This is a genomic window from Ruegeria sp. CDSA193 (genome assembly GCF_059611885.1).
Genome location: NZ_JBXWPN010000005.1, coordinates 376,061 through 398,968, shown reverse-complemented (window position 1 = coordinate 398,968; position 22,908 = coordinate 376,061). Strand labels below are relative to the sequence as shown.

The following is a 22,908-nucleotide window of genomic DNA, read 5'->3' as shown; positions in this document are numbered from 1 at the left end:
TGCGCCAAAAATCTAGCGCTCTTTGAATGCCCCCTCGATAGTCTGTTGAACCGGCTTCAATAGGTATGACAAAAGAGTCTGCTCTCCGGTTGTCATTTCGGCCACCACGGTCATGCCTGCACTCAAAGGACGTTGGAACGATCCCGATCCGATTTTGTCTTGGGACAGGGCAAAGGCTGCGCGGAAATAGGTCTCTCCGGTCTGCTCATCTGTCAACGGCAACGGATAGACCGATTGCAGACGCGCCGGGACTTTCCCAAATCGACGCACATCAAAAGTATCAAGGCTGACGGCGACCGGCTGATCAGTGCTTACATGCCCAACTTCGGAATTGGGTATCCTCGCCTCGACAACCAGTTCCTGTCGTGTCGGCAATAGTTCAAATATCGCCTCTCCGGGGGCGATGACCTCACCGGGGCTAGGGTGTGTGACCGCCTGGATGATGCCACGAGCCGGAGCAGAAATGCGCAGGGCGTCCAACTTGGAGGTTACCACGCCAACCGATACACGCAGGCGCGCATCTTCCTGTTCCAATTCGGAAAGCCGAATAAGCGTTTCTTCGCGTAACGAAAGGGTTTCCCGGGCCAGAGATGCCTTTGCCAAAGTCAGGGCGTTCCTGAGTTCCGCAACCCGGACCCGCGCGTCAGAGACGGCAGCGCGCAATGCATCAACCTCGTCCTCTTCCTCCAGAAAATCGCTTAGGGATTTGAGGCCTTGTGACTGCAGCTGCGCGTATCGCTGCAAGGCAATCTCTTTCTTGTCCACCCGTTCCTGAGCGACCGTAGCCGCCTTGGCTAGGATAGAAAGTGTCCCCTCCTGCTGGGCGATGGACAGGCGCTGGATACGCTGACTTTCGGCATACAGCTCCAGCGCCGCCGAAGCGCTTGTTAAACCGCTCAGGGCAAGAACCCCGATTTCCGACTGAGACAACGGTTCTGAACTGCCCAGTTTTGTCAGCACGGCGCGCGCGTTCGCCAATTCCTGCCCGACCGCTGACATCTGCCCCGCAAGGACATCGCGCTCGTGCAACAGGTCTGGGTGTTGAAGCTGAATCAGGACATCGCCCTCTTCGACAATCTGACCGTCATGGACATGCACAGACTGAACGACACCGCCCTGCAGTGTCTCGATCTGTAAATAGTCTCCGAAAGGGATGATTGTACCCGGTGCGCGCGTGATTTGCGGGATCGCCGTTTGCGTTGACAGAGCAATCAGGCCGGCGATCATCCCCAAAGAGGTCAATGCCAAAAAGGCTGCCAGGCGCGGTTTCTGCCTGCTGCGATTTCGGCTGTTCACTTCCGACGCCTCTTGCGGGATTGGTTTATTCAAGAATATGGCGATGGCTATCCTCCGAGCGCTTTCAACACGGCTTGCAGCTTCTTCCGGCCAGCCTCTCCGGTGGCATTCACAGCAACCTTGTCGCCATTGAGAAATATGAAACGGTCGGCGATCTGCATGAATGAGCGGTCGGCGGTTGCGATGACTACAGTGCATTTCCCCCGCTTGTCACCAACCCAGTGCTTAAACAGGTGACGCCGACGATCCGAAAGACCATTGGTCGGTTCGGAAAACAGAAAGAGCGAAGAAGGCCGCGCCATACAGCGAGCCAGAGTCAGCGCTTTGACCGCCTCTTCAGGCAACTGCGACAGCACAGTGTCGGTCAGTCGCGTTTCCTGGCCTTCTGGTAAAAGTTCGAGATCATGCAGCAGGTCCATCCCGTCCAGAGCCTCGGCAACCTGGTCCGGAGAAAGGCTGGGCACCGCCAGGCGGAAATTCTGCGCGACCGTGCCGTAGAACAAGGATTTCTCATAGGTTGCGTATGTGACGGATTTCCGTAATTCGTCGCGAGCGATCTGGCGAATATCTATCCCATCATGCTCGATGGTGCCGCTCAGGGGGCTATACAGCCCGTCTATCAGGTCGAGAATGGCAGTGCGACTTGCCGTATCACTCCCCATGACCAGCACGACCTCACCCGGATTGCACTGGAAACTGACCTGCGAAAGGATCGGAGGATTCAACGGATCGGGACGGTACGTCACCCCCGAAAAACAGACCCAACCGCTAAGCGTCTTCTGATGCGATTGCTTGAGCCCCATTTCCAACTCTTCGGGCAGTCCAAGAACTCGATCGGCTTGTGTGCTGCTGGACCGGAACGATAGAATTTGAGGGAAGCTGGTGTACAGAGATTGAATCGGAGCCAGCACTTTGGATACCAACGCGATGGAGGCGATCATTGCGCCAAAGCTCAATGAGCCATTCAGGGCCCCATATGCGCTTAAAACGACTGCCCCGACCGTCGCCAATCCACAGATTGACTGTACAAGCGACTGGGTAAATGACTGAAACAAACGCGCTCGTGCTGTCGCGCGTTCGCCGGCTTCAGCAAGGGGCAGACTGCGTGCCAGCCATTGTTTCTGCATTCCCAGATTGACCATCACCTGTTGATGCAGCACCGCGTCATGAATGGCGGCTTGACTGGCCGCATTAGCCTCGGCCGCCGACTTGTCCAATCGTTGTTGAAAGGCAGTGGTAAAGATACCAAGGCCGACAAGGAACAGGATCGAACCCAATGTCAACAGACCGACAGATGGCGCCAGATAGCACAAAACCGCAAAGAAAATCAGAACGAAGGGCAGGTCAAGAAAAGCTCCCATTCCCGGACCGGTAAACATGTCGCGCAGGGATTCGAATTGTCTGAACCGGGACAGTTGCTGATTTATGTCAGACTTCTGAAGCTGGCTCAGTGGAAGGGACATCAACTTGCGAAACAATGCCTCCATCATCTGTCGTTCGCCATTCCAGCCAATGTAAGCAAGCGCTCGGGTACGAGCGTGACGAAAACACAGGTCGGAGAGGCCGATTATGGCCACGCCGAAAGCCAATGAAATTAAAAGATCGACTGATCCAGACGGAATCACGCGATCGTAAATGCCCATGACCAACAGGGGCGCGGTCAGCCCCAGCAGGTTAGTTAGAAACGACGAAATGATCAGCCATGGCATCATCGCCCGCAGGCCACCAAATGCTGCTCCTACAGTTATCGGGCGGTCGTCTTCGTGTTGATGATCAAACCGGTCGATCCTGATAACCCTGCAAAAACGATGTGTTGGCTGTAATAAACGCAGATCGGGATTGTGATCGTCGCTGACCTGGATGCCGCGCCCTGTTCGTCCTATCGCAAGATAGCAGCCTCCCTGATCTGGAAAGACCATGGCCGGGCATTGCCAATCAGATATCTCGTTTTCGCGGCACCTCAACTGCGTATGGGGAAGACCAAGGTTGCGGAGCGTCTGAAGAATATCCTCTACCCGAAACCATTCGGACATGTGTGGCGTAGCTTCGATGATCGCATCCGGACGGTTTCGCCATCCGCCCTGAACCAGAAGCTGCTGTAACAACTGCGCTGCAATTTCCGCGTTCAAAGCGATCATGCCGCCCCCTTTCTGATAAGCTTTGCCGCTGTTTGCTCTAAAGTCGTGTCGAGTTCCCATTCCGCATACACACCCTCGGCAGAGGACCTGAGGCGAACTGTCTCTTGTGTGAGGTTCTTCATTCGGGGATCGGGGCTGGCAATAATCAGGGTTAGTCGCGGCGAAACAGACATTAGATAGTCAGCCAGCGCTTGCCTTTCGGCGGTGTCCAAAACTGCCGTTGGCTCATTCATAAGCAGGATGCGCGGCTGCAAGGCCAGAGCCCGTGTCAGGGCGATCATCTGCCTGTTCACCGGGTCTTTTTCAAATGCTGTCCCGGTGTTCAGCGGAGTGTTATAGCCCAGAGGAAGACGATGAATGCGTTTCTCCAGCCCTAATGCTGCAGCTACTGTTTTTGCTCGCTCGACCATCGTGGCATCACCAAAAGCACTGAGGTTTTGCAACAGCGTGCCGGACAGGATCGCTGGCTGAGCCTCGAGCATGACCATGGCGTTCTGCCCACGCTGTGCCGCACGTTGGACTGCGGGCCGTTCGTCGATCCAAACTTCTCCTTGATCGGGCATTCGTTGCCCGGACAAGGCATCGAAAAGCTCGTCTACCATCCAGCTTTTCTCAGCTTCAATCAAAACCCCAACAGAAGGCGCGCCGCGAAATCTGATAGGGCCGAAACTATGCCCAGAGCCATTCAACCGCTTCATCGAGACATCATTGATCTCGATCCTGCCGGTCAAGGCTGGCTGATCAGAGACCGCACTGGAAACCGTCTGCAGACTGCCCATTTCGCCGAGCCTGCTGCGCGAGATCGCGACATTCTCGGACTGGACCCAAAGCGCCATCAGCTTGGTTAACGGCTGCACAATCCGGCCGTTCAGCAACATGCAGGCAGCCATTTCAGCAATGCCAATCAGATTGCTGATTACCAGATAGGCTCCAAGCAGACCCATGGCCACCACGGTCATTTGCGAAAAGATCGCTCCGAAGTTTTGGGCCAGACCGGAAAACTGAATCAACTTCCGGCTCATATCCACTGTCTGGCTTTCAAGCATCTCAAAACGGCGGGTCATTTGCCGCTCCATCCGGTTGGCCTTGACCGTCTGCATGCTAGTCAAAATCTCGGATAGAAACGCATAGCGGCGCGTGTCGATTGATTTACGACGGCGGAACAAATGCCATTGCGCACGCTTCATGATGGCCGCGAAAATGGTGACCGTACAAAATGCTATAAGCGGGACCAAAACAAGCCAACCCCCGATCAACCCGATCAGCACCGCAAACAACAGGGTGAATGGCAGATCAATCAAAAGAGTTTGCCCCCGCCCGGCCTGGTGATCTCTTAACTGGCCGATCGCCCCGAAACGTTCCGCGTAAGTGCTTGCCGGAACCTTGGAAAAGCTCAGCGTATTCGCTGTGATCACCGTGGTCATAAACCGCTGGAAATTCGATACAGCGGCATCCTCAGCTGCAGCCGAGAGCAAAATTGCACGGCATTGACGCAAAATCAGCTCCAACACTGCGCTGACCAATAACACAACTGTCAGGACCCGCAGGGTGTCGACCGACTGAAATGGAATGATCCGATCAAAGATCTGCAGGATCGAAATTGGCATCAGCAACGAAAGCACATTCAGCGAAATGGATGCGGCCCAGACAGGGATATCGCTTTGTCCTGCCGTCATTCGCCCGGATAACCCACGCGGTTTCATCGTTCTCTTCACCCAGTTGGTTGGCCTTCAGCTTTGGGGACGTAAAATTGAAGAACAGTAAATCTGAGCGCCGTGAGAGAGGAAATTTTCTCTTAAAATTTAAAGGTTTAATTGACCTTCGCTGAACACCTGCATGGTAAAAGGTGACGTGAATCAACAAATTTCCTGAGGTGTCACGCGATGAGCAATATGAAAGACAATCCGGAATTTCGGGCGAAAACACTGCAGGCCGAACACGACGAAACGCATGAAATCGCCGCTCATCTATCGCGCAATACTGTCAACACCTCTGACGATCCCAGCCGCAGTACATTGCATACCGGCGAGCAACAATCCGGCGCGCTGGAAGACCGCGCGCGCTTTGAAGAGTCGATTGAAACGCTGAACGTAACCGCGCCAACCGCGGTTGAAAGTTTCGAGGCACCAACCGACCAGAGCCTATCCAATTTCAGCACAACTGGATCCTCAAGTGCCGCGCAGCCTTTGCAGTCTGAGGACACAGCGGACACACCCGCGGTGCATACCCCGCCTCTCGAAGGGAACATGCCCGCCCAAACTCCTTTCGAGCTACAACAGGCCATTGAAATTGACCCACTGGCTCTGCAAGCGGCGGAACCAAGTCAGCCGATTTCATTCCAGAAAACTGCCGGACAGTCTCCAGATTTTTCGGAGCCGGACGTGAACGACGCCCCCGAAGAAATCTTGTTGGACGGCACGACTATAGCCGAAAATGCAGTGGGCGGCGTGGTCGGAACCCTTTCGGTTGTGGACCCGAATGACGGGGAAACACATACATTCGAAGTCTCGGATGCCCGCTTCGAAATTGTCGACGGTCAGCTACAGCTAAAACCCGGCCTCTCGCTGGATCATGAGGAGGCGGCGCAGGTCGAGGTGGATGTCACAGTCACCGATGCCGGCGGGTTGAGCCTGACGGAAAGATTCACGGTTGATGTTCTCGACGTGAATGAAGGACCAGAAAAAATCACCTTGGAAGGCAATACCATTTCCGAGAACTCGACGGGCACGGTCGTCGGCCACATCACAATCACTGACACGGATGACAGCGACACACATACATTCGAAGTCTCGGATGCCCGCTTCGAAGTTGTAGACGGTCAGCTACAGCTAAAACCCGGCCTCTCGCTGGATCATGAGGAGGCGGCGCAGGTCGAGGTGGATGTCACAGTCACCGATGCCGGCGGGTTGGGCCTGACGGAAAGATTCACGGTTGATGTTCTCGACGTGAATGAAGGCCCAGTAGGTATCGCGCTGAACGATACCACAATATCGGAAAACGTCACCGGTGCGATTATTGGCCGAATCGAGGCGATCGACCCGGACGCGGAAGATGCCCACGTATTCGAAGTGTCAGATGACCGGTTCGAGGTCTTCAATGGAGAGCTTCGCGTGAACCCCGGGATGCAGTTTGATCACGAAGAGACCGCTCAGATCGACCTGCAGGTCACCGCCACCGATTCTGAAGGGCTGAGCGTGACCGAGTCTTTTGTCATCAACATCAAAGACATCAACGAAGGACCCACAGATCTTAGCCTTGGCAATGACACTGAAAACCTGATCCACAACGGTAGTTTCGAAGAGTTTGACCTTGATGAAGGTCGCTGGCGGGGATTTGACGGCGACGATAGCGGCGCCTGGACCGACGCAAACGGGATCGAAATCTGGGACCGTCTCGGCGGAACCCAGGCTTCTGAGGGTGATCAACTAATGGAAATGGACCATGCGCGCGGCGTAGACAGCATCTCTCAGGTCGTCGAAACCGAGGCAGGCCAGCTTTATGATCTTGGCATCGACCTGCGCGAACGCCTTGCAGGTGGAACGGACACGGTTGAGGTCTACTGGAATGGCAATTTGGTCGCGGAGCTTGATCCTCAATCCGCCGAATGGCAAACATTCGACCTTCAGGTGGTTGGAACCGGTCAGGACAACCTGGAGCTGAGGGAAGCTGCAAACCAAAATGACAGCTATGGCGCGCTTGTCGACAACATTACTCTGACTGCGGCCGAGCTAACGGTGGCCGAGAATGTTGAAGGTGCCGTTGTTGGAAAAATCCCTTTTGACGACCCTGACCTTGGCGGCTCGCATCGGTTTGAAGTCTCTGATGACCGGTTCGAGGTTGTCGACAACCAGTTGCGGCTAAAACCTGATGTGGCGCTTGATCACGAAGAGGCCTCATCTGTAACGGTGGATGTAACTGTCATTGACGAGGGCGGTCTTACTCTGACCGAAAGCTTTACCGTCAATGTCGCGGACATGGTCGATCCCCGTATTTCCGCCGGCACAGATGGGGACCAGCCCCAAGTCACCGAGAGCGAGCCTGACGAGCCTGAACCAGATGCAAAACTTCCTGATGGGAGTGATGCCCAAGATCCCATTTCGGAAAAGGCAGAGTTTCAGCCAGATGGTCTCGGTCCGGTTCAGCCTGAATCGCCTGCTGATCCGAACCAACCTTCGGCACCATATGAGAGCGGAGCACAGCCCCCTGCCCCGAGCGCCGAGATGCAAACTGGTTTTCATGCAAGTTACTACGATGTAGACCAGAGACTGACCCGAATGGATCAAATCGACTGGAACTCAGCCCCGACTCATCAGGAAGTTGTTTCCAAAATCGACTACGAACTTGGAAAAGACTCATTCTGGGAAGGCGGATCCTCCGACACATTCGGTGCCAGGCTGGAAGGGTCCTTCACTGTCGAGGAAGGGGGCAGCTATACTTTCTTTGCCGGAGCAGATGATGGGATTGCTGTTTTCATCGATGGAACAAAGATCATCGAGTACGATAAGCCACATGGGTTTCGCACGTATTCAGAAGAGGTCAACCTTGAGCCTGGGACTTATGGCATCGAAGTCCGATATGTCGAGAACCACGGCCATGCGGGGCTGAAGCTGGAATGGGACGGTCCGGATACCGATGGCCGTGAGGTGATGCAGGCCGATCCCGGTTTGTCGGTTCCCAAGGACGACGCGATCCAAGTTGGCATCCAGGTGTCGCATGCGTCTGATCAGGCGAATGTTACACTGGAAGGGTTACCGGCAAATACCCTGATAATCAGTGGTGAGCATTCGGTGATCACCAATGGTGATCCGGTGGATTTGTCGGGTTGTAACCTGAACCACCTGGAGCTTTCCCCGCCAGTAGGTTTCGAGGGCGTAATTCATGGTCAAATCGTTGTGTCAGACATAGACAGCGCCGGCACTCTCATCACTTCGGAAAACCCATTTGCCCTGACCGTCGGTGACGACCCTGTCAGCCCAGGGAATTCTTTGGACGAAGAACTGGCTTACGAAGCGCTGTACTCGAGTACTCCTGGAACCCTGCCTTGGGATGCTATCCATTCGACCGACAATGCCCCAGAGGTGGATGTTCTGGACGAGCCGATCTCAACCCTCGGAGATGCAAATATTACTTGTATTGAAACAGATACTTATGAGAGATTTGATTGGTAGTGAATGCAATGCTCAGTGGAGCCGACCTGCATTCTGTTCTGGGATGCGATCTTTGCCACAGGCTTCTTGCCGAGACGCTAGAATCTTGATTTTGCAGACGGTCCAACACCTATATTTTCTTTGGTTGTGCCCAAGGCACAGTCTGGCCAGAATTTCAGCAAATTTATGACAGAAATCACACCTAGCTGCGGCGTTCGAAACGAATCTGCTCTAGGTGAGATCAAATGAAAAAGTTGGCCATTCTTCTTATATTTATGCCCTTCACGGCGCTTGCAGAAGAGCGGGTGTTTGAATGTCAGTCGCCAGACGAACAGCATCCCGAAATGGCTGCGAAACTGATCAAATATGAAGATCAAAACAAAGGTCGTATCAAGATCGGTGACATCGACAAAGAGGTCGATGTTTTCCCGGGGCTCGATACCTTGACCTACCTGTATATCGGCGAGGATCACACGCTGAGTTATAACGTCCACCCCCAGAAAGGCACGTTCGATTTCTCTGCCTCTGGTAGTAGAACCGGTTGGGGCAAAGGAACTTGCACGGAAATCACAGGGCAATAACCCGCATCTCCTCCTAACAATGCACCGGCCTGTTCCTTGGGCGTGTGCTTGCGGCAAACAGTGGCTGCACCCGCAGTAGCGCCACATATCTATCGGCGGACCAACCAGCACTGTGCCTTTTTCAAATATACGCATCGCGCCGTTTCCGTCCCGAAACGGCGCGATGACATTTCAGTTAATGCGCGCCACTGCGCTTGGCGTTGACGACCGTCTGCTCCAGAGGGTTATAGCCTTCTGGAACAGGCACAAGATTTACCCTTTTTGCATAGTCCTCAAAATAGGCCTGCATCGCTGCGACACGCTCGGGCATCTGGTCCGCCAGATTGTGTAATTCCGACGGATCAGCTTCGATATCAAACAGTTCCCATTCGCCTGTGCCTTTAGGGGCCAGATTCTGCATCAGTTTATATTTGCCCTGGAATACTGCTGAGGACCCTGCAAGCTCATATCCGACCGGGTTGTTATCGTCGCGCACGGTTTCCGTCTCACCCTTCAGGACCGGCATCATACTGATACCGTCTGGCGTATAAATTTCGCGACCGTCATAGACCGGTCCGGGAACGTCTACGCCGGCAACGTCAAGAAGTGTTGGAACGATATCGCGAACAAAGGCAAATTTATCGACTTGCGATCCGGGCTCGACAACACCCGGGAATTTCACGATCAAAGGGACACGCAAACCACCCTCGGTCGAGAATGTCTTAAAGTAGCTGCCCGGAACCGCTGCGGCTGCCGCCCAGCCAGGGCCGTAATCAGCATAGACACCCTGCTGCCCCATATCCGAATAATCGCCGTCAAAATCCTCGATATAGACCTTGTCGTAATGGGCTTTGTACCAATCACGATAGGCTTCAGACAGCGGCAACTGGTTCGGATCCGGGCCGTTATCCGCAAGGAAAATGACGATGGTGTTGTCCGCAATACCTTTTTCATCCAGATAGCTCAGAATCCTGCCGATATTGACATCCATATTGTCCAGCATTCCGGCATAGGTCTGCATCCGTCGCGCGTTGAATGCTTTTTCTTCGTCGTTAAGCTTTTCCCAATCCGGCATCTGCCACGGTTCATAAGAGGTTTTCGCAAACTCCGGGTCCAATTCCACATCCGGAGAGATCAGCCCAAGTTCCTTCTGCTTTTTCAGACGCGAAACCCGCAGGGCCTCGAACCCTTCGTCATAAACGCCGTCATATTTGTCGATGAATTCTTTTGGCGCCTGATGAGGATAATGGACGGCCTGATACCCGACCCAGGCCAAAAATGGTTTACCGTCATCCAGGTTGCTGTCGATGTAATCGATCATCGTTTGGGTATAAAAATCGGACGAGAAGTAGTCGTCCGTTGGCAGGCTGACAAGCTTGTCGTCCTCGTAATAGTGCACCCGCGTATAGAATGGGGCATAGGGCTGCTCGACCCAGTTATCCGCACCGCTTTCGCCCAGCATAAAGGATTTCTCAAATCCGCGGTCATAAGCGATCGTGCCAGGCTCATGACCTAGGTGCCATTTGCCGGTCATATAGGTGTGGTATCCTGCGTCGCGCAACAGACGCGGCAACGCAACAACTTTGTCGTTCAAATGACCTTCATAGCCAGGCTTGCCGAATTGGTTATCGGCCTGAATCTCTAACATATTGCCGAGGCCTGCGAGATGGTTGTCGACACCGCTGATCAGCATAGTCCGAGTGGGCGAGCAAGACGCTCCGACGTGGAAATTGGTGAACAGCATACCGTCATCTGCCAGTTGGTCGATCGAGGGCGTTTCGATTTCACTGCCAAATGCGCCAACATCGGAAAACCCCATGTCATCTGCGATTAGAATAAGAACGTTTGGGCGTGTATCCTCAGAATCGGCAAGTGCTGAAGTCGTTGATAACGCCGAAGCGCCAAGCACAGCTAATATATTCCTTAAAGGAACCATTGAATCCTCCGTTATGTGGGAAGTCCGGGGCGTCGTGCCACGGTCGACAATAATGTCGCAGGAAACGACAATTCCGGCTACAGAAAGAGACGACCATTCCATCATTTGGTATGAGCGTTCTGAATATTGGAACGAGGGTGTAAATGATTGATTCCAAAGCCATAGATGCGGTGCGCTCATTGGCCAGACACGGCAACTTTCGCGTGGCAGCGGATGCAATCGGAACCTCTCCGGCAAGTTTCTCACGCTATATCGGCCAGGCAGAAACTTATGCCGGTCAGGCGCTATTCGAACGGACAGGCCGCGGCGCAACCATCAGACCGGCGGGGAAACGCTTTCTGCAACTTCTGGACGCGCTGCACAATGCGACCAGCCAGTTTGAAGCAGGAGTCAAACGGCTGCGTTCGGTCGGCCCGGAGGTGCTGAATATCGGCTGCGGCCCCCTGACGACCCGGACGATCATCACGCCGCTTCTGGCAGAGCTGCTTGATAACTGGCCAGATCTTCGCGTCCGCGTTGATGTGCGGGCCACCATGGAACCCCTCGAAGCATTGCGGATAGGGCGTCTGGACGTGGCGGTTTGCGATCTTACGCACACGCCCAACCTAAGCGATCTGGACATTCAGGTCGTTCGAAAGGAACCCGTTTTCTTCTGCGCTCGCCCCGACCATCCCATTCATCAGGCTACTCCGGTCTCAATCGCTGAGGTGTTTCGGCATCCGTTTGTAACCGCGCATATGCATCGCCACTGGCGCTCTGCCATTGCCGCCACTTTGGGGAATGACGAGAAAGCCTGGCATATTGTTGACCGATTGCCCCAGATCGAAAGTGACGATTTCTCTTTAGTTGCCGATATGGCCTGCAGAGCAGACCTGATTGCCGGAGGAATGAAGGAAGATTTTGATCAGCACCTGAAATTGGGGATGTTGAAAGAGATACGAACCACGCAACCTCTGACCTGGAACATATGCGCTGCCCGTCGCAAGGGCGTTAAATTTGCCGCGCTTGATATGTTCTGGAATCGATTGTGCCACCAGTACGGGGCGGAATAAGCCCGCCGCATGACCGGAATGCCCGGCGGTTAGTCTACATCGCGGACAACGCGAAATCCGACATGATTGCTGCCCAACGACATCTCAACCGGCTGCCGCGCTGCAGGTCGGTAACGCAGACAGAAATTCGGTGCGCAAAGCCATGAGCCCCCTTTGACCAACCGCATTGCACCCATCGATGCGCTACCGAACTGGGCGGCAAAGGCCTTTTCCGGGCCGGTAGGATCAATTTGGTCGCCAGGAATGTGCCCCGGCACCCACCAGTCGGCCACGTGCTCCCAGACATTGCCCGCCATGTCATACAGGCCGTAGCCATTGGCCACATATGAAGCTACGGGTGCGGTTCCGACATGGCCATCGTCAGCCAGGTTTTCGCTTGGGAACTGTCCTTGCCAGGTGTTTGCCTTCCACCCATTGCTGGGATCATAGCTGTCACCCCAGGTGTAGTCGGCGCCTTCGATCCCGCCGCGAGCTGCAAATTCCCATTCGGCCTCGGTCGGCAGACGACCTCCGATCCACTCTGCAAATTCTGCGGCATCCTCGGGTGACACATGCACCACCGGATGGTCGCCCAGTTCCGCAATCGAACTGCCCGGTCCTGCCGGGTGTTGCCAGCTTGCACCTTTGACATAGCGCCACCATGCGTTGGGATTATTCAGCGACACCGCTTCCTTAGGCTGGGCGAAGACCATCGATCCAGGCTCAAGCAAATCTGCAGGCAGACCCGGGAAATCCTCCGCCGACAAGCCACGCTCTGCCGTTGTCTGATACCCGGTTTCTTCGACAAATTTCGCAAATTGGTCGTTGGTAATTTCTGTCCGCGTAATGTCAAAGGACCTGACATTCACTGGATGGACCGGAGTCTCTTCCGCTTGAAAGTTTTGCGAACCCATCAGGAATTCTCCACCATCCAGCCGGACAAACTCAGGACCTGGTTTGGAACCGATACTGGTATACCAAACGGCAAAGCATACAATCGCAACCACGGGAACCGAGCCATAGGCTAGCAATCTTCTTGAAAGGGGCATGTAGCATTAACCTGTTGGATCTATCAGGGGTGAATGTAGTGATTTGGTACGGTTTTCAATCCCCTACTGTGAATGGGCAGCATTTCCCCCCTTCGACCTGAGCTTCAACGAAAGGCGCGCGCCTGCCTGCTGCGAAGCAAATCCACCTACACTTGTAAATTCATGTCAAATTGGGACCGCTGTTCAATTCAAACGATCCACAGCTGCCAAAGCACCCGACAGAGCGACCTTGATCTCTAAGGGCATGCCTCTGCCCTGTTTATATTGATTGGCCGCGATCCAACCTGCCTTGTGCCCCCGCGCACCGATCGCCTTCATCCGTGCATCAGCCGCAGAATCCGGCATTTTTTCAATCAGGTTTCTCGAATACTCGATCTCATCGCGGGACAAAATCATACCAACCGCACTGTATACATCCATGCCTACTTGCATCGTCAAATGATCCAGCCGATGCGTTGCCCCAGACAACATCCGCGTGCAATAGGCCGCCAGAAAATACCAGCGAAAGATCGCAAGTATGCGCTTCTGAGTATCAGTGACTGTATCCACCTCAAATATTGCCGTGGCGGATATCTTTTCAAATGCTGAACTGGCCGCCTGCGAGGCCTGAATAATCTGATCCTCGCGCACGTCTACGGGTATGACTGGCGGGACAGGTGTCACGACCGGCTGGTAAGTTTCGAAATTCATGCATGGCCTCCGGCTTTGGTTGCTGAAGGGAACATGGGGGTTCGAAAATGCATCCCGATGTGAATCTCTGCCATAGTTTGTAAGTATACCCGGTATTTTGGCTAAACTTAAAAGCCATTTTTCATATGTAACGCAAACTCAAGGACAAACTTGGCTATTTGAGCTATTAATTGTGTGGGATTTGAGCCGCATTTTTTGCAGAAATCTGGGCCTTTATATCGCCCTAAACCCCCTTACATCTGACACGATCTTGCAGAATTTGTGCCCTTTTTACCAAATACAAACAGTCAATCCTGCTGATCAGTTTACGAGTTTGAATTTAACGAGGGGGTACAAGCGGGACTAGGGGGTGAGCGCCTGCCGGGCCGGGCTCGCCCTAGGGCAGAGCAGCTCCCCCCGCCGCCTTCCGTCAATCGATTTTGCTTTTTTGCGAATGCGGTGTGACACCAAAACTGGATCGATAAACCCGCGAGAAATGGCCGGGATTTTCAAAGCCACAAGCCAACGCGACCTCGGTGACAGATGCTTCGGTCTGAAGCAAAAGCTTTTGCGCGCGTTCCAGGCGCAATTCCATAAAGTATTTTTTGGGCGAAGTGTTGAGATACTTACCAAATAACCGCTCTAACTGGCGCGTGGATATGCCAAGATCATCCGCGATCTTTGACGGAGAAATCGGTGCTTCAAGGCATTCGCGCATGGTATGGATAGCCCGAGCCAGATGTGCGTTACGCATCCCGTTGCGCGATTGCAATGATACCCTTTGTTTGGCCGTTGCGTTGCGGGCAGCATTATACACCATCTGGTCTGCAACCGCGATCGCCAGCTCCTCGCCGTGGTCGCGTCCGATCAGATGCAGCATAAGATCGGCAGTTGCCGTCCCACCCGATGCCGTGATGTGTTTCGCGTCTGCCACGAAGACACTGCGCACAAGGTTCACCTCTGGGAACGCTTCCATAAACGCATCGTGATATTCCCAGTGGATCGCAGCCTGAGAGCCATCCAGAAATCCGGCCTCTGCTAGAAGCCAAGCACCAGAACACAATGCCCCGATCGGCGTGCCCCGCGCACGTTCGCGTCGCAACGTCGCCAGAAGGTCACGTGAGACATGGTTGCGCATGTGGATGCCCGACAAGACAAACAGCTGATCAGTCTTTGGAATATCGCCCAACCCGCCATGCACAAGTGTCACCACCTTATTGGAACATACTGCACGCTCTGCGTCCTCCGATATCAGCGTCCAATCATATAGCGTTTCCTCACTGACCAGATTGGCGATCCGCAGTGGTTCGACGGCACATGAAAAGGCGAGATGCGAGAACTCCTCGATCAGAACAATGGTGATGTGCCGCATCTGAGGCATAGGGTTTTCCACTTTGTTCGGCCGGATTGGCTGAGTCTTTGTAGTTGCATTATGCTGCACGAAACTTCTATGTATACAATATGTATTTTATTCGGATACAAAAAGGAGGCAATCGAACCCAATCGATTCTTGCTGGCTGGGCTGGAGGATCCGGATGAAGGACGTCGCAAAAACCCGCAAAACGCAGCTGGCCGAGCACTTGAAGGTCTCGATCCTGACTTTGCGCCTGCAACCTGGCACCGATCTGGACGAGGTGCATCTGTCCGATGCGTTTGGCCTGTCGAGAACGCCTTTACGCGAAGTGTTCCGACAACTCGCCGGAGAAGGGTATCTGGACCTGCGAACAAACCGCAGCGCGCGCGTGTCCGAAATGTCGTATACCACCTTGCGCGATTTCTTTCTGGCCGCGCCGATGATCTATGGTGCAATCCTGCGACTGGCAGCGGCGAATGCAAAGCCTGTGCAGATTGAAGCCCTGAAAACCGCACAGCAGGCATTCAAGGCCGCGCTGCGGGATGGGGCAGCCGAAGAGCGCGCCCTGGCCAATAACCGCTTTCACGAAGTGACCGGCGAAATGTCGGGCAATGTCTATCTATTGCCCTCTTTCAACCGTTTGCTGATTGACCATGCCCGTATCGGCATGACCTTCTACCGGCCGCAGTCGGGCAGGATGGTCGAAAACCTGTCCGAGGCAAGCCAGCAACACGACGCCATCATCGACGCCATCGAAGCACGCGATGAAACGGCTGCTGCGCAGCTGGCCGAAGATCACTGGAACCTGTCACGCGATCAGATCGAACTGTTCGTGATGCCCGATGCGCTGGATGTCCCAATGGGCCTCCCACCGCTTTCGAAACCTGCATGAGGACGGAATGAACCCAATTTTCCGATTTGAGGGGGTCTATACCCCGGTGGTCACGCCCTATCAGGCCGATGACAGCGTGAACTGGGACGCGCTGGCGCAGGTGATTGAGCTTCTGATCAAGAATGGCGTGCATGGTCTGATCTCGGGCGGGTCGACCGGTGAGAATTATGCGCAGACCGTGGAGGAACGGCTCGAATTGGCGCGGTTCACCCATGTGCGTCTGAAAGGCCGTTTGCCTCTGGTTGTTGGCACGGGCGCGATGTTGACGTCGGACTCGGTTGCGCTGGCGTCGGGTGCAAAGGAAATCGGGGCAGATGCGATCCTGTTGGCCAGCCCGCCCTATTCGGTGCCCACCGACCGCGAAAATGCGCTGAATGCGCTGGCCATCGACAAGGCCGCCGACCTGCCGGTAATGCTGTACAATTATCCTCACCGCACAGGCACGATGATGGGCGAGGAATTCCTGGACCGCGTCGGACGCAGCAGGAATTTCTGCGGCATCAAGGAAAGCTCGGGCGATATCAACCGGGTGCATCTTCTGGCGCGGGACTATCCGCATATCCAACTGGGATGCGGTATGGACGATCAGGCGCTGGAATTCTTTGCCTGGGGCGCGCCTTTCTGGGTCTGTGGCGGCTCGAACTTTCTGCCTGCCGAGCATGTGGCGCTATACCAGGCCTGTGTAATCGAGGGCGATTTTGCCAAGGGCCGTCGGATCATGTCGGCGCTGATGCCCTTGATGCGGGTATTAGAACAGGGTGGCAAATTCATCCAGACCATCAAGCATGGTGTCACAATGAATGGGATTGACGCGGGCATCGTTCGGCCGCCGCTGAAATCTTTGAACAAAGATGACAAACGCGCGCTAGAGCAAGTGACGCGCGTGCTGAAACAGAAAATCGCTGACATCATGGCAGAGGAGTAAGGTATGACATTGCTGACGCAGGACGAATACGACTCCATCGCCGCGGGTCTGACCTTGCCAACCGGCGCCTTTATTGATGGCGCGTATCGCCCGGCGATTTCCGGGCAGTCCTTCACAACGGTTAACCCGGCGACCAATAAGAAATTGGCCAACATTGCCGCCTGCAGTGTAGCGGACGTGGATTTCGCCGTCGAGAAGGCGCGCGAAGCGTTCGAAGATGGCCGCTGGTCGAGGCTGCACCCATCCAAGCGCAAAAATGTGCTGATCCGGTTGACCAAACTGATCACACGCAATGCACGTGAACTGGCGGTGATGGAAAGTATCGACAGTGGCAAGACCATCTTTGACTGCGAGACCGTCGACCTGCCCGAGACCATTCATTGCCTGAAATGGCATGCTGAGGCGATCGACAAGATCTATGATCAGGTCTCGCCCGCCAGTGACGACCACATCGCTTTGGTCGTGCGCGAGCCGATTGGCGTTGTCGGGCTAGTCCTGCCCTGGAATTTCCCATTGCTGATGCTGGCATGGAAAATCGGGCCCGCTCTGGCTGCGGGCTGCTCGGTGGTTGTGAAACCGGCCGAGGAAACTTCACTGACGGCATTGCGGCTGGCCGAACTGGCGATGGAGGCCGGTCTGCCACGCGGCGTCCTAAACATCGTCCCCGGCGCAGGTGCCGAGGTGGGCGAACCTATCGGACGGCACATGGATATCGATATGGTGTCCTTCACCGGTTCAACCGTGACTGGCAAACGGTTTCTGAGCTATTCGGCGGAAAGCAACGCCAAAGAGGTGGTGCTTGAAATGGGCGGCAAGAATCCGGCCATTGTGATGGAAGATGCAGAAAATCTGGACCGCGTGGCGGCACATATCGTCAATGGTGCGTTCTGGAACATGGGTGAGAACTGCTCGGCCACCTCCCGCCTGATTGTCCACAAGGCCGTAAAGGCCGAGTTGCTCGACCGCATCGCCCATCATGTAAAGCAATGGAATGTCGGCGAGCCTCTGAACCCGGAAACACGATTGGGCGCAATGGTCAGCGAAGCTCATTTCGATAAGATCTGCGGATATCTGGATCAGGCCGAAAACGTAGTGATCGGAGGCAAAGCGGACAATGGCTTTGTCGAGGCCACCGTAGTCGAACTACCTGGCAATGACGCCATCCTGGCACGTGACGAGATCTTTGGTCCTATTCTTTCGGTGATCACGGTTTCCAGCTTCGATGAGGCCATCAAGATCGCCAACGATACCGAGTATGGTTTGTGTGCGTCGATCTTCACAGCCAATGCGAAACGCGCCATCCGCGGGGCGCGGATGATCCGGGCGGGAACGGTGACTGTAAACAGTTTTGGAGAGGGCGATATCACCACGCCCTTTGGCGGTTATAAACAGTCTGGCTTTGGTGGGCGCGACAACTCGATCCATGCGCATGACCAGTATACCCAGCTAAAAACCATCTGGGTCGACCTGTCCGACGATGCGGATGAGGCCGTGGATTGAGCAGCTATGCCGCCCGAACCCTGCCTGTCCATCGCGGACCTGCGGCCTGGAGCGTCATATTAGGCGATCCACCCCCAGCCCAAGAACTGGATGGTGATCTGACGGCGGATGTCGTGATTGTTGGTGCCGGTTTCGCAGGCCTGTCAGCGGCACAGCGTTTGAGGCAGCTGCAAAGCGACGCAAAGATCATCGTGCTTGAGGCTGGCCGCGTGGCCGAAGGGGCTGCGGGGCGCAATACGGGTTTTATGATCGATCTGCCACATGACCTGGCCTCGGACAATTATTCCGGGCCGGGGGATGATCGCACCATGATCACATTAAACCGACTTGCAATTGATTTTGCCCGATCGGCGGTCGAGCAATATCAGATCGACCCGAATTTCTTTGATCCGGCTGGCAAGGTTAACGGAGCGGTGAGCGCGGCGGGACATGCACATAATATCAGCTATGCGCATCATCTCAGCACTTTGGGTGAGACCAGTGAAATGCTCGACCAACAGCAGATGCACGCCCTGACAGGGTCGCGCCACTATCGGTCGGGGCTATACACACCCGGCACGGTTATGTTGCAACCAGCAGGCTATATTCGCGGTCTGGCTGCGGGACTGATCAAGGATGGCATTGCATTGTACGAGAGCTCTGGCGTGACCGGGTTTGAGAAGCAAGGCGGTGCGTGGCTGGTAAAAACCGCGCGCGGTACCGTCAGCACTGGTACAGTCATCCTAACGGTTAACGGGCATCTGGAAAGCTTTGGGATCGAGCGCGACCGACTGATGCAACTGTTCCTTTTTGCGGCAATGACCCCTGAGCTGGACGCCGAAGTGCTATCGCGGCTTGGGGGGCAACCCCGCTGGAGTGTCACACCATCTGATCCGTTGGGTACAACGATGCGGCGCATTGATACGGCGCAGGGCGGCAATCGGATCATAACCCGTACCTGCGCGGCCCTGCGCCCGGGCATGACCTCAACTGCTGGTGATCTGGCGCGCGCCTCGCGGGTGATGCAGCGCAAATTCGACCAGCGATTTCCGCAGTTGGCGGGGCTGGACATGCAATATCACTGGGCCGGTCATCTCTGCCTCAGCCTGAACGGCGTTTCCGTCGCGCGAGAGGTCGAACAGGGCGTGATTTCCGGCTGCGTCCAGAATGGGCTAGGCACGGCGCGCGGCACCCTGACCGGTATCGCGGCAGCAGAACGCACCTGCGGCCACAGCTCGAATATCACCCGGTATTTCGACGCCCAGGATCAACCCAAACGCCTGCCCCCAAAACCATTCCGAGAGATCGGTGCCAATGCAGTGCTGCGCTGGAAAGAATGGCGCGCGCGGGACGAGTGATCAGGGCAGGCTCAGCTTGGCCATGCGGCCTCCGTCGACTGTGTAGACCTGCCCGGTGATAAAGCTGGCATCATCCGACGCCAGGAAGGCGACCAGCGCCGCAACCTCTTGCGGGCTTCCGGTTCGGGCAACGGGGTGTATGCGCTTGATATCCTCGTGAAATGTCTCCGGGTCCGGCATTGAGGCGATGAAATCCACGTTCAACTCGGTGTCGATCCAGCCAGGGGCCACGGCGTTGCAACGAATGCCCTCTGCCCCATGATCCACGGCCACCGCTCGTGTCAGGCCATGCAACCCGGCTTTGGATGCGCAATAGGCAGCATGGCCGGGATTGCTGCCCAGCCCCTCAATCGAGCCGATATTGACAATCGCCCCGCCCGCCCGCCGTAGATGGGGCAGCGCCGCCTTGATCAACAGGAACGGGGCCGTGAGGTTGACTGTCAGCGTGCGCTGCCAGTCTGCAAGGCTCATCTGCTCGACGCCGGCTTCCTGCATCATGCCTGCATTATTGACCAGAATGTCCAATCGCCCGGACAGATCAACGACCTGATTGACCACCGTTTGCGGGCTGTGGGGATCTCTGAAATCGGCCTCGAACCCTTCGAATTCCGGATCGCTCCCACGTTGCACGGTAAAGACCCGTGCACCTTCGTGTTGCAAACGTTCCGCGATGGCGCATCCGATACCGCTGCGCCCGCCCGTAACCAGTGCGGTTTTGCCGGTAAATCGCGTCATGAAACCGGTTTTCCTCCGTTCACTTCCAGCAATGCCCCGCACACATAGCGCGCGGCGTCCGAGGCAAGAAACATCACCACATCAGCAATATCCTCGGGCTCGGCGATACGCCCCAAGGGCACTGTCCGGCCCAGCTCGGCCACGGCAGTATCCGGATCGAAGCCGCGTTTTTCAAACCCCGACCGCAGCATCGGCGTGTTTACTTCATTCGGGCAGACGGCGTTAATGCGGATGCCCTGATGCGCGTGGTCCATACCCATGCATTGTGTCAACGACGCAATAGCTGCCTTGGTCATGCAATAGACCGCGTGGTTCGGCCCAGGGCGCAGCCCCCAGCATGACGCGGTGTTCACGATCGCGCCACCACCACGCGCCACCATGATCGGGATTGCGGCGCGACAGATGCGAAAGGGCGCCTCGACATTTACGCCCAGCGACAATGCCCAGTCGGTATCCGAAGTCTCGGTCACCGCTCCGCGGGTGATGACCCCCGCATTGTTGACGACGATATCCAGCCCGCCCAGCGCATCCGCAGCATGTTGCGGCAATGCATCTGCATAAGCGCTCTCGCGCAAATCGCCGGGCAAATGGGCGTCGGCCTCGATACCCTCAACCGAAACGTCCGCAACCGCAACTCGTGCTCCTGCCTGCCGCATCCGCTGTGCAATAGCAGATCCGATGCCGCCCGCAGCCCCTGTGATGAGCGCTGTTTTGCCCGTCAGCTCCATTTTCCCTCCGAGTGCTAAATGGAAACCCACCCGACAATGCAGTCGGGATAGGTCCAAGGCGAAATCTTTAATAGGTTTGGTTCAGCTCGTCAGCGGCGGGAATTTCCCGTTCTCGCCGGGCAATATAGTCCAGCAGGGCCTCGTTTTTGGCCACGTCCAGTGTCGGTTCCTGGTATTCGGCCAGCAGCTTGCGCGCGTGCTTCAACGCGCGCTCAGTGATCTCAACCCCGCCTTCTGCCACCCATTGCTCAATCGAGTTATTGTCGAACATCTCGGGCATGAAAAACGCCGTTTGAAAATTGTCCTGCGTGTGCGGATGACCCAGATAGTGCCCGCCTGGACCGACCTCTGGAATGGCGGCAAGAGCTTGGTCAAAATCATCCCATTGCGGGCCTTCTGCCATGCGATAAGCCATCGCACATTGTTCAGCATCGACAATGAACTTGGCGGTGGAACAATGCATCCCGGCCTCATTCCAGCCGGCCGAATGCCAAATATAGTTCGCACCGGAATGAAGAACGGCCTGTAGCGTCGTGGCGGATTCGTACCCGGCCTGCGCATCAAATGTCTTGGCCCCACCCAGCGTATTCGAGGTGCGCCATGGAACGTCGTAGAACCGGGCCATCTGCCCGATCATAAAGTTCATCAGGCTGATCTCGGGCGTGCCGGCCATCGGGGCACCTGATTTCATCGACACCGTCGACAGGTAGTGCCCGTAAATCGCCGGAGCACCTTTGCGAATGACTTGGGTATAGGCCAGCGCGCTCAGTGCTTCGGCGTTCAACTGCGCCACTGTGGCGGGAACCGATGCGGGCGTATTGGCCCCGCCCAGCACAAAGGGCGAGCACAAGACAGGCTGATTGCGGCGAGAAAAGGCCCGCATCGCGCCCAGCATCGTTTCGTCCCAGACCAGCGGAGAGTTTCCGTTGCAGTTGCCCGTGGTGACCGGATGATCTTCAATGAAATCTTCCCCGAACAGGATCGCACACATCTCAATGACGTCTTCGGCGTTTCTGGGCGAGGTGGTCATACCCATGAACGTCTTGTCCGAATGTTTCATCGACGAATAGGTAATCCGCAGATGTCGCTGACTGATCGGGTGGTCGTAAGGTTCGACAATGTGATGCGCCGAGGAATGCATCGCCGGCAGCATGTGGCTTAGTTTGTGGAACATTGCCAGATCATCGAGCGTCGGATTGCGCCTCACGTCATCGAGATCGCGCAGAAAGGGCGCGCCGGTCATCGGCACAAAGATCGAGTGCCGTCCACCCAGTCGCACGTTCTTGTTCGGATCGCGTGCATGATAAGTGAAGGTGCTGGGAATGGTGGCGATCAGCTCTCGGACCAGGCCCCGGTCCAGATAGACCAGTTCGCCCTCGACCTTTGCGCCAGCTTTTTTCCAATCCTCCAGTGCGATTGCATCGCGAAACTGAACACCGACATTCTCAAGAATATCCATTGAGGCGCTGTCAATCCGGTCGATCTGGCTGCCATCCATCACCTCGCATAGGGGGATGCCTCGGGTCAGGCCGGGCAACATCTCGAAATTCGGAGCAGAGCGCAGCGCGCGCCGGGCCGCGCGGCCACCGGTTCGGGTCATGGTACGAATAT

17 protein-coding genes are annotated in these 22,908 nt (G+C 55.6%); 7 read left to right on the top strand and 10 right to left on the bottom strand.

The genetic code is table 11. The annotated features are described in order from the left end of the window. Window positions 1-12: 12 nt before the first annotated feature. Genes AC2FLG_RS12270 through AC2FLG_RS12260 form a run of 3 tightly spaced genes read right to left on the bottom strand, consistent with a single transcriptional unit; the run spans window position 13 to window position 5,110 of the window. A complete protein-coding gene (locus tag AC2FLG_RS12270; protein WP_496706386.1) occupies window positions 13-1,329 on the bottom strand; it encodes an HlyD family type I secretion periplasmic adaptor subunit in 1,317 nt (438 codons plus the stop codon). A gap of 14 nt (window positions 1,330-1,343) precedes the next feature. Continuing rightward, window positions 1,344-3,434 carry an ABC transporter transmembrane domain-containing protein gene (locus AC2FLG_RS12265; RefSeq protein ID WP_496706385.1) on the bottom strand — a complete coding sequence of 697 codons (2,091 nt, stop codon included), beginning with the start codon at window positions 3,432-3,434 and terminating at the stop codon, window positions 1,344-1,346. Next, window positions 3,431-5,110 (bottom strand): ABC transporter transmembrane domain-containing protein, encoded by a 1,680-nt coding sequence (locus AC2FLG_RS12260; RefSeq protein WP_496706383.1) that lies wholly within the window; start codon window positions 5,108-5,110, stop codon window positions 3,431-3,433. Before AC2FLG_RS12260 ends, AC2FLG_RS12265 begins: the two co-directional genes overlap by 4 nt. A gap of 207 nt (window positions 5,111-5,317) precedes the next feature. Here AC2FLG_RS12260 and AC2FLG_RS12255 point away from each other — a divergent pair, with 207 nt between their 5' ends. Continuing rightward, on the top strand, window positions 5,318-8,602 hold the full coding sequence (locus tag AC2FLG_RS12255) for a PA14 domain-containing protein (RefSeq protein WP_496706381.1): 3,285 nt from the start codon (window positions 5,318-5,320) through the stop codon (window positions 8,600-8,602). 224 nt (window positions 8,603-8,826) lie between these two features. Then, the gene (locus AC2FLG_RS12250) at window positions 8,827-9,162 is read left to right on the top strand and encodes a hypothetical protein (protein ID WP_142635900.1); all 336 of its coding nucleotides are present in this window, start codon (window positions 8,827-8,829) and stop codon (window positions 9,160-9,162) included. Window positions 9,163-9,337: 175 nt separating this feature from the next. Here AC2FLG_RS12250 and AC2FLG_RS12245 read toward each other — a convergent pair whose 3' ends face one another. Further along, on the bottom strand, window positions 9,338-11,077 hold the full coding sequence (locus AC2FLG_RS12245; RefSeq protein ID WP_496706379.1) for an arylsulfatase: 1,740 nt from the start codon (window positions 11,075-11,077) through the stop codon (window positions 9,338-9,340). A 143-nt stretch (window positions 11,078-11,220) separates the two neighbouring features. Between AC2FLG_RS12245 and AC2FLG_RS12240 the strand changes: the two genes are divergently transcribed. Continuing rightward, the gene (locus AC2FLG_RS12240) at window positions 11,221-12,129 is read left to right on the top strand and encodes a LysR family transcriptional regulator (protein ID WP_496706377.1); all 909 of its coding nucleotides are present in this window, start codon (window positions 11,221-11,223) and stop codon (window positions 12,127-12,129) included. 29 nt (window positions 12,130-12,158) lie between these two features. Here AC2FLG_RS12240 and AC2FLG_RS12235 read toward each other — a convergent pair whose 3' ends face one another. The 3 genes from AC2FLG_RS12235 to AC2FLG_RS12225 all read right to left on the bottom strand — a co-directional run bounded on the left by AC2FLG_RS12235 (window position 12,159) and on the right by AC2FLG_RS12225 (window position 15,207). Then, on the bottom strand, window positions 12,159-13,157 hold the full coding sequence (locus tag AC2FLG_RS12235; protein WP_496706376.1) for a formylglycine-generating enzyme family protein: 999 nt from the start codon (window positions 13,155-13,157) through the stop codon (window positions 12,159-12,161). A gap of 183 nt (window positions 13,158-13,340) precedes the next feature. After that, on the bottom strand, window positions 13,341-13,847 hold the full coding sequence (locus AC2FLG_RS12230) for a hypothetical protein (protein ID WP_496688700.1): 507 nt from the start codon (window positions 13,845-13,847) through the stop codon (window positions 13,341-13,343). A gap of 409 nt (window positions 13,848-14,256) precedes the next feature. Then, a complete protein-coding gene (locus AC2FLG_RS12225) occupies window positions 14,257-15,207 on the bottom strand; it encodes a GlxA family transcriptional regulator (protein WP_496706374.1) in 951 nt (316 codons plus the stop codon). Window positions 15,208-15,361: 154 nt separating this feature from the next. Here AC2FLG_RS12225 and AC2FLG_RS12220 point away from each other — a divergent pair, with 154 nt between their 5' ends. The 4 genes from AC2FLG_RS12220 to AC2FLG_RS12205 are packed head-to-tail and all read left to right on the top strand — an operon-like array spanning window position 15,362 to window position 19,834. Further along, on the top strand, window positions 15,362-16,072 hold the full coding sequence (locus AC2FLG_RS12220) for a GntR family transcriptional regulator (protein WP_271948135.1): 711 nt from the start codon (window positions 15,362-15,364) through the stop codon (window positions 16,070-16,072). Between the two features lie 7 nt (window positions 16,073-16,079). Further along, window positions 16,080-16,997, top strand: a complete 918-nt coding sequence (locus AC2FLG_RS12215; RefSeq protein ID WP_496676274.1) for a dihydrodipicolinate synthase family protein — start codon at window positions 16,080-16,082, stop codon at window positions 16,995-16,997. A 3-nt stretch (window positions 16,998-17,000) separates the two neighbouring features. Then, complete coding sequence (locus tag AC2FLG_RS12210) at window positions 17,001-18,497, top strand: aldehyde dehydrogenase (RefSeq protein WP_496706371.1); 1,497 nt, start codon at window positions 17,001-17,003, stop codon at window positions 18,495-18,497. Beyond that, window positions 18,494-19,834 carry an NAD(P)/FAD-dependent oxidoreductase gene (locus AC2FLG_RS12205; protein WP_282021560.1) on the top strand — a complete coding sequence of 447 codons (1,341 nt, stop codon included), beginning with the start codon at window positions 18,494-18,496 and terminating at the stop codon, window positions 19,832-19,834. Before AC2FLG_RS12210 ends, AC2FLG_RS12205 begins: the two co-directional genes overlap by 4 nt. Here AC2FLG_RS12205 and AC2FLG_RS12200 read toward each other — a convergent pair whose 3' ends face one another. From AC2FLG_RS12200 to AC2FLG_RS12190, 3 genes are all read right to left on the bottom strand, one after another. Further along, window positions 19,835-20,569, bottom strand: a complete 735-nt coding sequence (locus tag AC2FLG_RS12200) for an SDR family NAD(P)-dependent oxidoreductase (RefSeq protein ID WP_496688708.1) — start codon at window positions 20,567-20,569, stop codon at window positions 19,835-19,837. Beyond that, window positions 20,566-21,297, bottom strand: a complete 732-nt coding sequence (locus AC2FLG_RS12195; RefSeq protein WP_496688710.1) for an SDR family NAD(P)-dependent oxidoreductase — start codon at window positions 21,295-21,297, stop codon at window positions 20,566-20,568. Before AC2FLG_RS12195 ends, AC2FLG_RS12200 begins: the two co-directional genes overlap by 4 nt. A 67-nt stretch (window positions 21,298-21,364) precedes the next feature. Continuing rightward, a complete protein-coding gene (locus AC2FLG_RS12190) occupies window positions 21,365-22,897 on the bottom strand; it encodes a trimethylamine methyltransferase family protein (protein ID WP_185956652.1) in 1,533 nt (510 codons plus the stop codon). Window positions 22,898-22,908: the final 11 nt, after the last annotated feature.

Coding starts and splice junctions, on each gene's coding strand:
- AC2FLG_RS12190 (WP_185956652.1), bottom strand. CDS start 22,897: ATGACCCGAACCGGTGGCCGCGCGGCCCGGCGCGCGCTGCGCTCTGCT.
- AC2FLG_RS12265 (WP_496706385.1), bottom strand. CDS start 3,434: ATGATCGCTTTGAACGCGGAAATTGCAGCGCAGTTGTTACAGCAGCTT.
- AC2FLG_RS12255 (WP_496706381.1), top strand. CDS start 5,318: ATGAGCAATATGAAAGACAATCCGGAATTTCGGGCGAAAACACTGCAG.
- AC2FLG_RS12200 (WP_496688708.1), bottom strand. CDS start 20,569: ATGACGCGATTTACCGGCAAAACCGCACTGGTTACGGGCGGGCGCAGC.
- AC2FLG_RS12250 (WP_142635900.1), top strand. CDS start 8,827: ATGAAAAAGTTGGCCATTCTTCTTATATTTATGCCCTTCACGGCGCTT.
- AC2FLG_RS12225 (WP_496706374.1), bottom strand. CDS start 15,207: ATGCCTCAGATGCGGCACATCACCATTGTTCTGATCGAGGAGTTCTCG.
- AC2FLG_RS12235 (WP_496706376.1), bottom strand. CDS start 13,157: ATGCCCCTTTCAAGAAGATTGCTAGCCTATGGCTCGGTTCCCGTGGTT.
- AC2FLG_RS12210 (WP_496706371.1), top strand. CDS start 17,001: ATGACATTGCTGACGCAGGACGAATACGACTCCATCGCCGCGGGTCTG.
- AC2FLG_RS12260 (WP_496706383.1), bottom strand. CDS start 5,110: ATGACGGCAGGACAAAGCGATATCCCTGTCTGGGCCGCATCCATTTCG.
- AC2FLG_RS12195 (WP_496688710.1), bottom strand. CDS start 21,297: ATGGAGCTGACGGGCAAAACAGCGCTCATCACAGGGGCTGCGGGCGGC.
- AC2FLG_RS12220 (WP_271948135.1), top strand. CDS start 15,362: ATGAAGGACGTCGCAAAAACCCGCAAAACGCAGCTGGCCGAGCACTTG.
- AC2FLG_RS12230 (WP_496688700.1), bottom strand. CDS start 13,847: ATGAATTTCGAAACTTACCAGCCGGTCGTGACACCTGTCCCGCCAGTC.
- AC2FLG_RS12215 (WP_496676274.1), top strand. CDS start 16,080: ATGAACCCAATTTTCCGATTTGAGGGGGTCTATACCCCGGTGGTCACG.
- AC2FLG_RS12240 (WP_496706377.1), top strand. CDS start 11,221: ATGATTGATTCCAAAGCCATAGATGCGGTGCGCTCATTGGCCAGACAC.
- AC2FLG_RS12245 (WP_496706379.1), bottom strand. CDS start 11,077: ATGGTTCCTTTAAGGAATATATTAGCTGTGCTTGGCGCTTCGGCGTTA.